Annotated in this window: 12 protein-coding genes and 1 pseudogene; 11 read left to right on the top strand and 2 right to left on the bottom strand. The window is 72.2% G+C overall.

Annotation, left to right across the window (positions count from 1 at the left end):
• Positions 1-48 precede the first annotated feature (48 nt).
• A complete protein-coding gene (locus IG90_RS0124325; protein WP_030588369.1) occupies positions 49-873 on the top strand; it encodes a Fic family protein in 825 nt (274 codons plus the stop codon).
• A 485-nt stretch (positions 874-1,358) separates the two neighbouring features.
• Here the strand turns inward: IG90_RS0124325 and IG90_RS0124320 are convergent, their stop codons facing one another.
• A complete protein-coding gene (locus IG90_RS0124320; RefSeq protein ID WP_030588366.1) occupies positions 1,359-2,216 on the bottom strand; it encodes an HAD family hydrolase in 858 nt (285 codons plus the stop codon).
• 486 nt (positions 2,217-2,702) lie between these two features.
• Here IG90_RS0124320 and ssd point away from each other — a divergent pair, with 486 nt between their 5' ends.
• The 8 genes and pseudogenes from ssd to IG90_RS0124285 all read left to right on the top strand — a co-directional run bounded on the left by ssd (position 2,703) and on the right by IG90_RS0124285 (position 9,002).
• Entirely contained in the window at positions 2,703-3,839 is a 1,137-nt protein-coding gene (gene ssd / locus IG90_RS0124315) for a septum site-determining protein Ssd (RefSeq protein ID WP_033894618.1), read from the top strand.
• Positions 3,836-4,984 (top strand): TadA family conjugal transfer-associated ATPase, encoded by a 1,149-nt coding sequence (locus tag IG90_RS0124310; protein WP_030588360.1) that lies wholly within the window; start codon positions 3,836-3,838, stop codon positions 4,982-4,984. The genes ssd and IG90_RS0124310 overlap by 4 nt, the downstream gene beginning before the upstream one ends.
• On the top strand, positions 4,981-5,901 hold the full coding sequence (locus tag IG90_RS0124305) for a type II secretion system F family protein (protein ID WP_030588358.1): 921 nt from the start codon (positions 4,981-4,983) through the stop codon (positions 5,899-5,901). Before IG90_RS0124310 ends, IG90_RS0124305 begins: the two co-directional genes overlap by 4 nt.
• Before the next feature lie 35 nt (positions 5,902-5,936).
• Entirely contained in the window at positions 5,937-6,740 is an 804-nt protein-coding gene (locus IG90_RS0124300; protein ID WP_051860182.1) for a type II secretion system F family protein, read from the top strand.
• A 114-nt stretch (positions 6,741-6,854) separates the two neighbouring features.
• Positions 6,855-7,121 carry a DUF4244 domain-containing protein gene (locus IG90_RS0124295; RefSeq protein ID WP_030588352.1) on the top strand — a complete coding sequence of 89 codons (267 nt, stop codon included), beginning with the start codon at positions 6,855-6,857 and terminating at the stop codon, positions 7,119-7,121.
• A gap of 121 nt (positions 7,122-7,242) precedes the next feature.
• Entirely contained in the window at positions 7,243-7,575 is a 333-nt protein-coding gene (locus IG90_RS0124290; protein WP_030588349.1) for a TadE family type IV pilus minor pilin, read from the top strand.
• Positions 7,576-7,684: 109 nt separating this feature from the next.
• A pseudogene (locus IG90_RS47145) lies at positions 7,685-8,206 on the top strand (Rv3654c family TadE-like protein); the annotation flags it as partial.
• A 238-nt stretch (positions 8,207-8,444) separates the two neighbouring features.
• Complete coding sequence (locus IG90_RS0124285) at positions 8,445-9,002, top strand: TlpA family protein disulfide reductase (RefSeq protein WP_030588346.1); 558 nt, start codon at positions 8,445-8,447, stop codon at positions 9,000-9,002.
• 14 nt (positions 9,003-9,016) lie between these two features.
• On the opposite strand, the gene IG90_RS0124280 is transcribed toward IG90_RS0124285, so the two are convergent.
• A complete protein-coding gene (locus IG90_RS0124280) occupies positions 9,017-11,497 on the bottom strand; it encodes a DEAD/DEAH box helicase (protein ID WP_030588343.1) in 2,481 nt (826 codons plus the stop codon).
• 79 nt (positions 11,498-11,576) lie between these two features.
• On the opposite strand from IG90_RS0124280, the gene IG90_RS0124275 reads away from it, so the two are divergent.
• Positions 11,577-11,930, top strand: coding sequence for an STAS domain-containing protein (locus IG90_RS0124275; protein ID WP_003967428.1), 354 nt, complete (start codon positions 11,577-11,579; stop codon positions 11,928-11,930).
• Positions 11,931-12,128: 198 nt separating this feature from the next.
• Positions 12,129-12,599, top strand: coding sequence for an ATP-binding protein (locus IG90_RS0124270; protein WP_030588340.1), 471 nt, complete (start codon positions 12,129-12,131; stop codon positions 12,597-12,599).
• Positions 12,600-12,671 lie beyond the last annotated feature (72 nt).

Below are 12,671 nucleotides of genomic sequence, written 5' to 3'. Positions count from 1 at the left end.
GCCACTTGAGGGTGGTCCGGGTGTGGTGGGCGCGTAGCCTCGCTACTTATGAGTACGACTGCCTCAGACCCGCTTGCCGCGCTCGGCTCCCTGCCCGGCGTGCCCGATGCCGTGGACTCCGTACGCAAGGCTGTCGACCGCGTCTACGGTCATCGCGTCATGCGGCGCCGCAGCAATGAGGTCACGGCCGAAGCCGCACTGCGGGGTTCTCGTGGTTCGGCCGCGCTGGCCGGTGCCGACTGGAACCTCGAAGAGGTGCGTCGGCGCACCGACTTCAGTGGTGAGGACGAGGCGCGCGTGGTCGGTGCCGCGCTGCGGCTCACCGCGGAAGCGGGTCAACTCCTCTCCATCTGGCGGCAGTCGCCGCTGCGGGTGCTGGCGCGCTTGCATCTGGTGGCCGCCGGTGGTGCGAGCCCCGACGACGCGGTGGGGCGTCCTCGGTTGGCGGGTGAATCCGTCGACGAACCGCTGATCGAGGCTCCGCTGCCCGGAGCCGAGGAGGTCGCGGGGCGACTCGAAGGACTGTCGCGGCTGATCATCGCGGGCGGCAGCGCTCCCGCCCTGGTCACGGCTGCGGTGGTGCACGGCGAACTGCTGGCGCTGCGGCCGTTCGGCTCGCACAACGGTCTGGTGGCCCGGACGGCCGAGCGCATCGTGCTGATCGGCAGCGGACTGGACCCGAAGTCGATCTGCCCGGCCGAGGTGGGCCACGCGGAACAGGGCCGGGCGGCCTATGTCGCGGCGTTCGAGGGCTACACGGCCGGAACCCCGGAGGGCATGGCCGCCTGGATCACCCACTGCGGGCGCTCGATCGAGCTGGGTGTACGCGAGTCGACCGCGGTGTGCGAGGCGCTTCAGCGCGGCGCCGCCTGAGGGTCTGGCGTGGCCGGCGCCGGAGTGATCGGTGCGGGCTGAGGGATCAGTGCGGCCCGAGGACCCTGTGCGGCGGGCGTCGGAGGGGCGGCCGAAGGGTGATGGCCCGGGGCAAGGGTTGCGGCGGTACCGATGTGCGGTACCGCCGCTGGCACGTCCGCCCAGTTACCAAGCGTCCTCGTAAATTGCCCATCAGGTCGGGTACTTTGCCCGTCACCTGGTGCGGCTGGCCCGTATTCGACGGGTCGACGTCGCGTGGGTGCTCGGCTTTCGTGCTCGGTCCGTGGGGCCGTTCTGCGTTACAGGTCATCCTCGCGGATGTCCTTGGTCTCGCGGGCCGTAAATCCTTTGTACTCCAGGTCCAGGGGAAGGGAAACCCCTGGCTCCGCTTCTTTACTTTTAGGTTCAAGCAAGGGTGAATCGGGCGAGGGTTGCCCCGGCGGGGCGCCTCACTCCCCACCTCACCCCGCCCGTCTCGCTCCGCGTCAGCCCGGCAGGGCCGCGCCGGCGGTGCGCTGACGGTTGGCGTACCAGACCAGCCCCGCGGTGACGGCCGCCGCGCCGACCGCGGCCGCCGCCACCAAGGCGGGGCGGGGCGGCATCGAGAAGGCGGGCAGGCGCTGCTTGAGCCGGACCGGGCGGTTGAAGACGAGAATCGGCCACTCGCGAAGGGTCGCTTCGCGGCGCAGCGCGCGGTCGGGGTTGACCGCGTGCGGGTGGCCGACCGACTCCAGCATCGGTACATCGGTCGCCGAGTCGCTGTAGGCGTAGCAGCGCGAAAGGTCGTACCCCTCCGAGACCGCGAGCGCCTTCACCGCCTCGGCCTTGGTCGGCCCATAGGCGTAGTACTCGACCTCGCCCGTGAAGCAGCCGTCGTCGCCGACGACCATGCGCGTGGCGACGACACGGTCGGCTCCCAGCAATTCGCCGATGGGCTCGACGACTTCGGCACCCGAGGTCGAAACGATGACCACATCGCGTCCCGCTGTGTGATGTTCTTCGATGAGGGTGGCGGCCTCGTCGTAGATGATCGGGTCGATCAGGTCGTGCAGGGTCTCGGCGACGATCTCCTTGACCTGCTGGACGTTCCATCCCTTGCAGAGGGCGGAGAGATATGCGCGCATCCGCTCCATCTGGTCGTGATCGGCGCCCCCGGCGAGGAACACGAACTGTGCGTACGCAGTGCGCAGTACAGCGCGGCGGTTGATCAGTCCGCCTTGGTAGAAGGACTTGCTGAAGGTCAGCGTCGAAGACTTCGCAATGACCGTCTTGTCCAGGTCAAAGAAGGCTGCTGTGCGCGGCGAGAAGCAGTTTTCCACACGCTGAGCATAGGGGCCCGCCATTCGGCGTAAACACCGGTGCGTGGGTTTGCCTGAGAAGGCCCTCGGGTACACCATGGAAGTCACGGATCGTTCGCGACCGTGCTAACCCGGTCCGACTCCTCCCCCCCCGAGTCGGCCGTGGGGACGACCCCCGCTCTCCCCCCCGGCGGGGGTCGTCGCATGTCCGGACGCATTTTAGGGGCGGAAATCACCTGAGCCTCCCGTCTGGCCGTCATCGGCCTGATCGTGCGAGCCGGGTGTCGTGCGACTCGTCTCATCACAGTGTGTAGCCAAAGGGCTGCACTCCGGAAGTCGCTGGTATGGGTTACGGAGTTATTCACAACCCCGTGGTTGTCCACAGTCTTTCATCAAGATCCACAAGTTTTTCCGTGGTGTTGCACGTTGATTCCACCCGCGAAGTCCGCGGGTGCCGGAATCGCGCATCTCGGAATCGTTCGAGAACGCCGCGAACCGCACTGAAGGGGCAGTGAGAAGGGGGCGGAGATCGTGGCTGGATCCCTGGCAGGAGAAGGGGCGGCGGTCGCCGACGGGCGCCGCGGAGGCCCGCTGATCGTGACGGAGGACGTGGAGCTGCTCGACGACCTGCTCCGGCTGTGCGCGGCGGCCGGAGCCGAGCCCGAGGTTCATCACGGGCCGCCCGGGCGTCGTGGCGGCTGGGAGCGGGCCCCGATGGTGCTGGTGGGCGATGACGCCGCCGCGCGATGCCGGGGCGCCGGCCGCCGGAAGGGGGTGATGCTGGTCGGCCGGGACCAGGACGACCCGGACGTGTGGCGGCGGGCGGTGGAGATCGGGGCCGAATATGTGCTGCGACTGCCCGATTCCGAGGGCTGGCTCGTCGACCAGATCGCCAACGCCGCCGAAGGCGTGGGGCGGCCGGCGCTCACCGTCGGCGTGATGGGCGGCCGGGGCGGCTCCGGCGCATCAACGCTGGCCTGCGCCCTTGCCGTGAGTGCGGCGAGGTCCGGTCGGCGGGCGATGCTGATCGACGCCGACCCTCTGGGCGGTGGGATCGACGTCCTGCTCGGCGGAGAACGTGCCGAAGGCATGCGATGGCCGGATTTCGCGCAGTCGAAGGGGCGTCTCGGCGGTGGAGCCCTTGAGGACTCGCTGCCCGCGCTCCACGGACTGCGGGTGCTGAGCTGGGGGCGCGACGACGAGGTGGTGATCCCGCCGCAGGCGATGCGGGCCGTGCTCGCCGCCGCGCGCCGGCTCGGCGGGGTGGTGGTCGTGGATCTCCCGCGCCGGGTCGACGAGGGAGTCGCGGAAGCCCTGGCCCAGCTCGATCTCGGCCTGCTCGTGGTGCCGGGCGAACTGCGCGCGGTCGCGGCGGCCAAGCGCGTCGCGTCCACCGTCGGAATGGTGCTGGACGACCTGCGGGTGGTGCCCCGGGGCCCGTATGCGTCTGGGCTGGACGGGCGGTGGGTCGCCCGGGCCACAGGCCTTCCGCTCGTCGGTGAGCTTCCCCTGGAAGCAGGCCTTCTGGTCTCCCAGGACGAGGGGACTCCGCCCGGCGGCAGTGCCCGGGGCCCGCTGGCCCGGTTCTGTTCGGCCTTCTGGGAGCAGGTGGCGGCGGCCGGTGACGCGAGCCCCGTGTCCCGCCCGCCCGAGGGAGGGACGGCATGACGGACGAACTGCTCGACGCCGTGCGCCAGCGGCTGGCACGCAGCGGCGCCGCGCCCACCCCCGCCGGAGTGGCGGCCGCCCTGCGGGCCCAGGGGCGGCTGCTGGGCGATGCCGAGGTGCTCGGAGCCGCGGCAGAGCTGCGGGGTGAACTCGTCGGCACGGGGGTGCTGGAGCCGTTGCTCGCAGACCCCGAGGTGACGGATGTGCTGGTGTCCGCACCGGACCGGGTGTGGGTGGACCGGGGAGGTGGACTCCAGCTGACGGCCGTCACCTTCCCGGACGCGGCGGCGGTCCGCCGGCTGGCCCAGCGTCTCGCCGCGGTGGCCGGCAGGAGGCTGGACGATGCACGGCCATGGGTGGACGCGCGACTGCCCGACGGAACCCGCATGCACGCCGTGCTGCCCCCGGTGTCCGTCGGCTCGACCTGTCTCTCCCTGCGTGTCGTGCGGCCGCGGGCCTTCTCGCTGACGGAGCTGGTGGACGCGGGCACGGTGCCGCCTGGCGGCGACCGGATCCTGCGGGCCCTCGTGGAGGCGCGGATCTCCTACGTGATCAGCGGCGGAACGGGAGCAGGCAAGACCACCCTCCTCGCCAGTCTGCTGGGCGCGGTCGGCGTGAACGAGCGGATCGTGCTCGCCGAGGACTCCGCCGAGCTGCGGCCGGACCATCCGCATGTGGTCCGCCTGGAATCCCGTCCGGCCAATCAGGAGGGCGCGGGCCGGGTGACGTTGCGCGATCTGGTGCGGCAGGCGCTGCGCATGCGGCCCGACCGGCTGGTGGTCGGAGAGGTGCGAGGCGCCGAAGTCACCCAGCTGTTGGCAGCCTTGAACACCGGACACGAGGGAGGGTGTGGCACCGTCCACGCGAACGCTGCCGAGCATGTCCCCGCCCGGCTGGAGGCGCTGGGCACGGCGGCCGGTCTTGACCGTTTCGCCCTGCACAGCCAGCTGGCGGCCGCGCTCTCGGTGGTCGTACATCTCGTCCGGGACCGCGCGGGGCAACGGCGGGTGGCCGAGGTGCACGTTCTGGAGCGGGATGCGGCGGGCCTGGTCTTCACGGTTCCGGCGCTGAGCTGGGGCGTCGGAGGATTCGTTCCGGAGCGGGGATGGGAACGGCTGCGATCGCTGATCGGAGGTGCGCTGTGACGGGGCAAGCGTCCGCGTACGCGGCTCACGCGGTGGCTCTCTGCGTGGGTTCGGCGGTGTGGCTCGCGATGGTGCGGGATCCGGGGGCGCGCCGGGCACGGGTGCTGTTCGTGGACGCTCCGCCCGAGTCGCGTCGGCCGTGGGATCGGTGGCCATGTCTGCTCAAGGCCCGGGGGCGGGTGAAGGAGGTGGCCCGGGGACGTCGGGAGTGGTGGTCCGTTCCGGTCGCGGTGCTGCTTGCGGTGCTGGGGAGTTCGGTGCTGCCACTGCTCGCGGGAGCCGTGGCGGTCCCGTTGGTACGCCGGTGGCTGCGGAGGCGGGCCGGAGCGAGGGAGGCGGAGAAGGCGGCCACCGCGGTCGCGGCGTTGTGCGGAGCCGTGGTCGGGGAGCTGCGGGCCGGCCGTGAGCCGGGACAGGCGTTGCTGGTCGCACTGCGCGAGGGCTTCGTGGAGGACGGCACTTCGGCGACGACCGCTTCCGGTGGCCGGCTGGGGGAGGCGGAGGCCGCGGTGCTCGCGGCGGCGCGGTTCGGGGGCGACGTGCCGGCAGCACTGCGGCAGGCGGCGGAGGGCCCGGGGCTGGGGGGACTGTCCGGGATGGCCGCGTGCTGGCGAGTGGCGGTGGACGGCGGGGCCGGGCTGGCGACCGGGCTGGAGCGCCTGGAGGCCGCGCTGCGGGACGACCGGCGCAGACGGGAGGGGTTGCGTGCCCAACTGGCTGGAGCGTGGTCGACGGTCGTGGTCCTGGCTCTGCTCCCGGTCGCGGGTCTGGGGCTGGGAGCGGCGCTGGGAGCCGAACCCTTGCGCGTACTGCTGCACACCCCGGGCGGCCTGGCCTGCCTGGCGGTGGGCGCGTTCCTGGAGGCGGCCGGGCTGTTCTGGGCTTGCCGGATCGTGCGCGGAGGGGAGGCGGCGTGAGTGTGGCGGGCGGAGACGTTCTCCACAGCCTGGGGATGTCGGCGGCAGTGCTGGGAGTGGCGGCGCAGTTGGTAGCCGTGACTGCCGCCAGGTATCGGAGGCGGGCGGTTCGCGGGCGGGGCGCACTGCTGTTGGGCACGGTCACGGTGGCACGGCCCGGCAGGTGGAGCCGGACGGTCGCACGGTTCCGGACGAACGGTGGTTCGGGCCTTTCCGAGGCAGGTCGGCGGTGGGCGGCTCCGACCGGGGCCTGGCTGACCGGATGGATTCTGGTCGGCGGTGTGATGGGCTGCGCCGTCGGTTCGGCAGCGGCGTACGGGACGTGGCGGTGGCAGCGAACCCGTCCCCGGCCTCGTCCCGGCGGTATCCATACGGAGCGGGCCGTGATCGCCGGGCAGCTTCCGCTGGCCGCGGATCTGCTGGCCGCCTGTATCGCCGTCGGGGCAGGTCCTCGGGAGGCGGCCGAGGAGGTGGGCGAGTCCATCGGTGGCCCGGTCGGCGATCGGCTCGCCCGGACCGCCGCCGAGATCCGCCTCGGCGGCGAACCGGCCGAGGCGTGGGGCCGGTTCGCGGAGATACCGGGCGCAGGCCCGCTGGCCCGCTGCCTGTACCGGGCGGGCTCGACAGGAGCTCCGGCCGCGCAGCCGGTCGCCAGGCTGGCGGAGTCGATGCGTGCCGAGCGAGCTGCGGCGGCGGTGGCGCGTGCGCAACGGGCCGGAGTGCTGATCACCGCGCCCGTCGGCCTGTGCTTCCTCCCCGCCTTCCTGGCGGTCGGGGTGGCGCCGGTGATCATCGGCCTGGCCGGTGACCTGCTTGCGACGGGCCGTCCGGGCCGGTGAGGCTGCGCGCGGCTCGCGGCCGGTAGTGACCTGTCGGCCATTCACTTTTTCGCTGTCACTCACGGGTGTTCCGTTCGGGCACCCGCTCCTCATCGATGCTCATCGGGGGATGAAATGAAAACGAAGTTCTGGAACCGGACCGCCGACGCTCTTTGCGCGGGGCAGCACTCCACAGGGGTGCCCGGGCGGCAGGCGACGTGGGCCACACGGTGGGCGAGGCGACTCGGCCGGTCCGATCGGGGGATGACCACGTCCGAGTACGCGGTCGGAACCATCGCTGCGTGTGCCTTCGCGGCGGTGCTCTACAAGGTGGTGAACAGCGGGCCGGTGCTGTCAGCGCTGCAGTCGCTGGTCGAGGACGCGCTCGATGCGAAGTTCTGAGATTCCGTCAGGATGCCGCCCGGGGAGGGGGGAGAGGCCCGTGGCGTCGGCCCGCGCGCTTCCCCGGAGCCGGCACCAGGACCGGTCCACGAGCGGCGGCGGGTGTGGCGACCGGGGCGCGGTGACGGCGGAGGCGGCCGTGGTGATCCCGGTGCTGGTGGCCTTCGCCATGGCGTTGCTGTGGGCGCTGATGGCTGCCTCGGATCAGATCCGTTGCGTGGATGCGGCGCGGGCGGGGGCACGGGCCGCGGCCCGTTCGGAGCCGGAGGCGGCGGTGCTGGAAGCCGCGCGTGAGGCGGCACCCCACGGCGCCCGGGTCGCGGTGGGCCGGGCTGGAGATCTGTGGCGCGTCCGGGTGGAGGCACCGACCCCGGGGCCGGGCGTGCTGGCCCTGACGCTGAGCGCCGAGGCGGCTGCCCTGGCGGAGGACACGGTGGGGGGTGCCGGGCCATGAGGGCGAGGGAGATCGAGGGCCGGGGGCCGGACGGGTGTCGTCGCCGCGGCGTGCTCCGGCGGTGGTCCCGGCGGCGAATCAGGACGCGGGCAAGTGCAGGAGCGAGGCGATGAACAGAGGCCGGGGCGTGGACCGAGTGGACCGAGACGTCGGCCGGAGTGCGGCCCAGGGCATGACCCGGATCGCGGGCCAGGGGGCGAGCTGGGCTTCGGACCGGGCCTCGGACGGGGTTTCGGACGGGGTTTCGGGCCGGGCTTCGGGCCGGGGCATGGCCCGGATCGCGGGCCGGAGTGCGGCCCGGATCGCGGGCCGAGGCATGGCCCGGATCGCGGGCCGGAGTGCGTGCCGTGTCTCGGGCCGGGGTGTGGGCCATGCCTCGGATCGGGGTGTGGCGACGGTGTGGGTGGCTGTCACTGCGGCCGGTCTGTGCGCCGTGTTCGCCGTGGTGCTTGCGCTGGGACAGGTCGTGGCGGCCCGTCACCGGGCGGGCGGGGCCGCGGATCTGGCGGCCCTCGCGGCTGCGGACCGGGCGCTGGAAGGGGCGGCGGTCGCGTGCGAGGCGGCCCGGCGGGTAGCTCGGGCACAGGGCGCCGTGCTCGTTCGCTGCGCGGTGCACGGGGATATCGCCGATGTGACCGCCCGTTCCCGGTTCGGGCCCTATGAACCCGCCGTCAGGGCCCGGGCCGGACCTCCGGTCGATCCCCGGGGCGGCTCCCCGACCGCTTCCCGCGCCGTGGTGCCCGGCAGGGGTGCCGGGGTCCGGTGGGCCGCTGAGCGAACGATCGCTGGGGCCGGGCGCTCGACCGGCGCGATTGTTCGGTGGTGGGCACGTGCGCCCGCCCGTGCCCCCGGTGGCATCATCGACGAACGTGAAGACGCTACGGACCTCGACTGCGGTGGCCGTCCTGCTGGCCGCGTCGGCGGGCTGCTCGACATCACCTCTGCCCGCGGACGGCGGCGGGCCCGCGCCACTGAAGACGTACGCCCGAGCAGACCAGGTGGCGATGCCGGAGCTGGCGGGGGAACGCGTCGACGGCGACGGCCGGTTCAGCCTGAAGGGGCTGCGGGGCAAGGTCGTCGTGGTCAACGCGTGGGCATCGTGGTGCGGTCCGTGTCGTGCGGAGGCCCCCGGGCTCTCCCGGGTGCACGAGGAACTGCGAGGCAAGGGCCTGCGGGTGGTGGGGGTCAACGCGGACGTGTCGGTCGGCAAGGCACGTGCCTTCGAGAAGGACGCAGGGCTCGTGTATCCGAGTCTGCACGATCCGCAGGGCCGGCAACTCCTCCGCCTCCCGAAGGGCGTGGTGAACACCGCCGGATATCCGTTCACGATCATCGTCGACCCGGAGGGGCGGATCGCCGGGGCACGGATCGGAGCGATCGGCGAGACGGAGCTGAAGCGGCTGGTCGAGCCGCTGTTGCCGGCCTGACAGCACTTCCTCGTTCAGTCCTCCGACGTGGTCGCTCCGTCCGGTTCCGGGGGCGCGGCCCTGAGGAGTTCGGTGAGCAGACGTACGGCTCCACGTTTGTGCAGGGGCTCGTTGCCGTTGCCGCACTTGGGGGACTGGACGCAGGAGGGGCAGCCCGCCTCGCACTCACAGGACGCGATGGCCTCCCGGGTCGCCGTCAGCCACGTACGGGCGGTGTGGAAGGCCCGCTGGGCGAATCCGGCGCCTCCTGGGTGGCCGTCGTACACGAAGACCGTCGGCAGCAGGGTGTCCGGATGCAGCGGTACGGACACGCCGCCGATGTCCCAGCGGTCGCAGGTGGCGAAGAGCGGCAGCAGCCCGATCGACGCGTGCTCGGCGGCGTGGAGTGCGCCGCCGAGGATCTCCGGGTTGATCCGGGCCGCGTCGAGCTGGTCCTCGGTGACGGTCCACCAGACGGCGCGGGTGCGCAGGGTGCGGGGCGGCAGGTCGAGTTTCGTCTCGCCCAGTACTTCCCCGGTGATCAGTTTCCGGCGGAGGAACGAGACGACCTGGTTGGTGACTTCGACGGAGCCGTAGCAGAGCTGCCCCTGCCCCCAGGGGACCTCGGTGTCGGTCTCCAGGACGGTGATGGCGGTGGTGTCGCGGGCGACGGTCGAGTACGGCGGGTCGGCCTCCTCGACCAGGGCCACGGAGTCCTCCAGGTCCAGCTTCCGGACCAGGTGGGTGCGGCCCTGGTGGAGATGGACGGCGCCCTCGTGGACGGCCGTGTGGGCGGCGGCCGCGTCGACGGTGCCCAGCAGACGGCCGGTGCCCTCCTCGACGATCTGGACGGGCCGGCCGCCCCCGCCCCGGATGTCGGCCAGGTCGGCGGCCCGTTCGCGTCGGGTCCAGTGCCAGCCCGAGGCCCGTTTGCGCAGCAGCTTCGCCGCCTCCAGCTGCGGCAGCAGCTCGGGCACCGCCGGGCCGAAGAGCGCGATGTCGGGCTCGGTGAGGGGCAGCTCGGCGGCCGCGGCGCAGAGGTGCGGGGCCAGGACGTAGGGATTGTCCGGGTCCAGCACGGTCGACTCGACGGGTTGCTGGAACAGCGCCTCGGGGTGGTGCACCAGATAGGTGTCCAGCGGGTCGTCCCGGGCCACGAGAACGGCCAGGGCGCCCTGCCCCGAGCGGCCGGCGCGGCCCGCCTGCTGCCAGAGGGACGCCCGCGTGCCCGGGTAGCCGCAGATGACGACCGAGTCGAGGCCGGACACGTCGATGCCGAGTTCCAGGGCGGTGGTGGCCGCCAGACCGAGCAGCTCGCCGGAGTGCAGAGCCCGTTCCAGGGCCCGGCGTTCCTCGGGGAGGTAGCCTCCGCGATAGGCGGCGATCCGCTTCGGCAGCGCGCGGTCGATCTCCGCGAGGCGTTCCTTGGCGATCACCGAGATCAGTTCCGCGCCCCGCCGGGAGCGTACGAAGGCGACCGAGCGGACGCCCTGGAGGGTCAGGTCGGTGAGCAGGTCGGCGGTCTCGGCCGTCGCGGTACGGCGTACGGGGGCGCCCTTCTCGCCGTGCAGGTCGGTCAGCGGGGGTTCCCACAGGGCGAAGACCAGCTCGCCCCGCGGGGAGGCGTCGTCGGACACCTCCCGGACCGGAAGACCCGTCAGGCGCCCGGCTGCGACCGCGGGCTCCGCCGCCGTGGCCGAGGCCAGCAGGAACACCGGATCGGCCCCGTAACGGGCGCACAGGCGTCGCAGACGGCGCAGCACCTGGGCGACGTGGGAGCCGAAGACGCCCCGGTAGGTGTGGCACTCGTCGATCACGACGAACCGCAGGGCGCGCAGGAAGGACGCCCAGCGGGGGTGGGACGGCAGGATCCCGCGGTGCAGCATGTCGGGGTTGGTCAGGACGTAGTTCGCGTACTGGCGCACCCATTCGCGTTCCTCGACGGGGGTGTCGCCGTCGTAGACCGCGGGCCTGACGGCGTTGCCGAGAGGGGCGGCGAGGGCCTTCACCGAGCGCCGCTGATCGGCTGCCAGGGCCTTGGTGGGAGCGAGGTACAGGGCGGTGGCCCCGCGGCCGTTCGGGGCCTCGGAGCCGTCCAGGAGGGTGCTGAGGACCGGCGCGAGGTACGCGAGGGACTTCCCGGAGGCCGTGCCGGTGGAGATCACGACCGACTCGCCGTCCAGCGCGTGCTCGGCCGCGGCAGCCTGATGCGCCCACGGATGGCCGATCCCGGCTCTTTCGATCGCCGAGATCACTTCTGGCCGGATACGATCCGGCCAGATGGCATGGGTTCCCGATCGCGGGGGCAGGTGCTCCGTATGAGTGATGCGCGCGGCCCGGCCCGCCCCTGCGGCGAGCCGGTCGAGGATCATGGCGGGAGAGGGGCGCATGTCCCCACTCTCGGGTGGTCGTCCGGGACGGTGATTCTTGGCCATCGGCACCGAGTGTGTCACTGGCGTGACGGACAATGGTCCCAAGGCGTCGTGCATGGCTGCTGGTAAGTGATTGAATGCCATCGCGGCTGGCGATCCGTCCCCTGGCCTCCGTCGGGGAGACCGAGGGGCGACCGCTCGATAGCAAGGTGCTGGAGGATCCGTGGACCTGTCCCTGTCGACTCGCAATGTGTCCGGCCCTGGTGGCGACCGTACGGTCGTCGAGGTCGGTGGCGAGATTGATGTGTATACCGCGCCCAAGCTGCGCGAGCAGTTGGTCGAGTTGGTGAATGACGGCAGCTACCACTTGGTTGTCGACATGGAAGGCGTCGACTTCCTCGACTCCACCGGCCTCGGCGTGCTCGTGGGCGGCTTGAAGCGTGTCCGGGCCCATGAGGGCTCGTTGCGCCTGGTCTGCAACCAGGAGCGCATTCTCAAGATCTTCCGGATCACAGGTCTGACCAAGGTGTTCCCGATTCACACCACGGTCGACGAGGCTGTCGCCGCCACCGACTGAGGTCGGAGCAGGCCGGCCCCCGGGCCGGTCGGCAGGCAGTGACAGGCCGGCAGCGGCAGCGCATGGGCCGTGACGGGCAGGCGGTCGACCCTCGGGTCGACTGTCGGCTTTGTCGGCTTCCGGAAGAGGAGAGCAGGGGTGCCGGGCGACACGCCCGGGGCCCCTGAGGCGTACGCCCGAACGTTCGAGGGGGATGGCATGGCCACCGTTGAACTCCGCTTCAGCGCCCAGCCTGAACATGTCAGGACGGCCCGTCTGGTGGCGGCCGCCGTGGCGCGCCGGGCCGGCGTGGACGAGGCGGTGCTCGACGAGGTCAGGCTCGCTGTCGGCGAGGCGTGCAGCCGCGCGGTCGGGTTGCACCGTAGTCACGGCATCACCGCGCCGGTCAGCGTCGCGTTGACCGAGGAGGAGAAGGCGTTCTCCATCGAGGTCGGGGACAGCGTTCCCGGCCCCGGCTGCGATCCTGCCGAAACCGGGGCGCGCAACGGCGCCGGTGCGTCCGGCACGGGCATGTCCCGGTCCGACCCTGAGATGGACGGCGAGGGCGAGGACGAGATGGGCCTCGCGGTCATCAGCGGTCTCGTCGACGACGTGGAGGTCCGTTCCGGTGCGGGCGGCGGAGTGATCCGCATGAGCTGGCCGACGGCCGACGCCGCCGTACGGCCCTGAGACCGGCGATACCGACCCCTTGAGACCCGCGGTACCCCTAGAGACCCGCGGTGCCGCCTTGAGAGCCGAAGT

This window comes from Streptomyces anulatus, assembly GCF_000721175.1.
GTDB lineage: Bacteria > Actinomycetota > Actinomycetes > Streptomycetales > Streptomycetaceae > Streptomyces > Streptomyces anulatus_C.
Note: the sequence above shows the minus strand (reverse complement) of the source record. Positions and strands in the feature narration are given on the sequence as shown.

Coding starts and splice junctions, on each gene's coding strand:
- IG90_RS0124310 (WP_030588360.1), top strand. CDS start 3,836: ATGACGGACGAACTGCTCGACGCCGTGCGCCAGCGGCTGGCACGCAGC.
- IG90_RS0124300 (WP_051860182.1), top strand. CDS start 5,937: ATGTCGGCGGCAGTGCTGGGAGTGGCGGCGCAGTTGGTAGCCGTGACT.
- IG90_RS0124325 (WP_030588369.1), top strand. CDS start 49: ATGAGTACGACTGCCTCAGACCCGCTTGCCGCGCTCGGCTCCCTGCCC.
- IG90_RS0124320 (WP_030588366.1), bottom strand. CDS start 2,216: ATGGCGGGCCCCTATGCTCAGCGTGTGGAAAACTGCTTCTCGCCGCGC.
- IG90_RS0124270 (WP_030588340.1), top strand. CDS start 12,129: ATGGCCACCGTTGAACTCCGCTTCAGCGCCCAGCCTGAACATGTCAGG.
- IG90_RS0124295 (WP_030588352.1), top strand. CDS start 6,855: ATGAAAACGAAGTTCTGGAACCGGACCGCCGACGCTCTTTGCGCGGGG.
- IG90_RS0124280 (WP_030588343.1), bottom strand. CDS start 11,497: ATGGCATTCAATCACTTACCAGCAGCCATGCACGACGCCTTGGGACCA.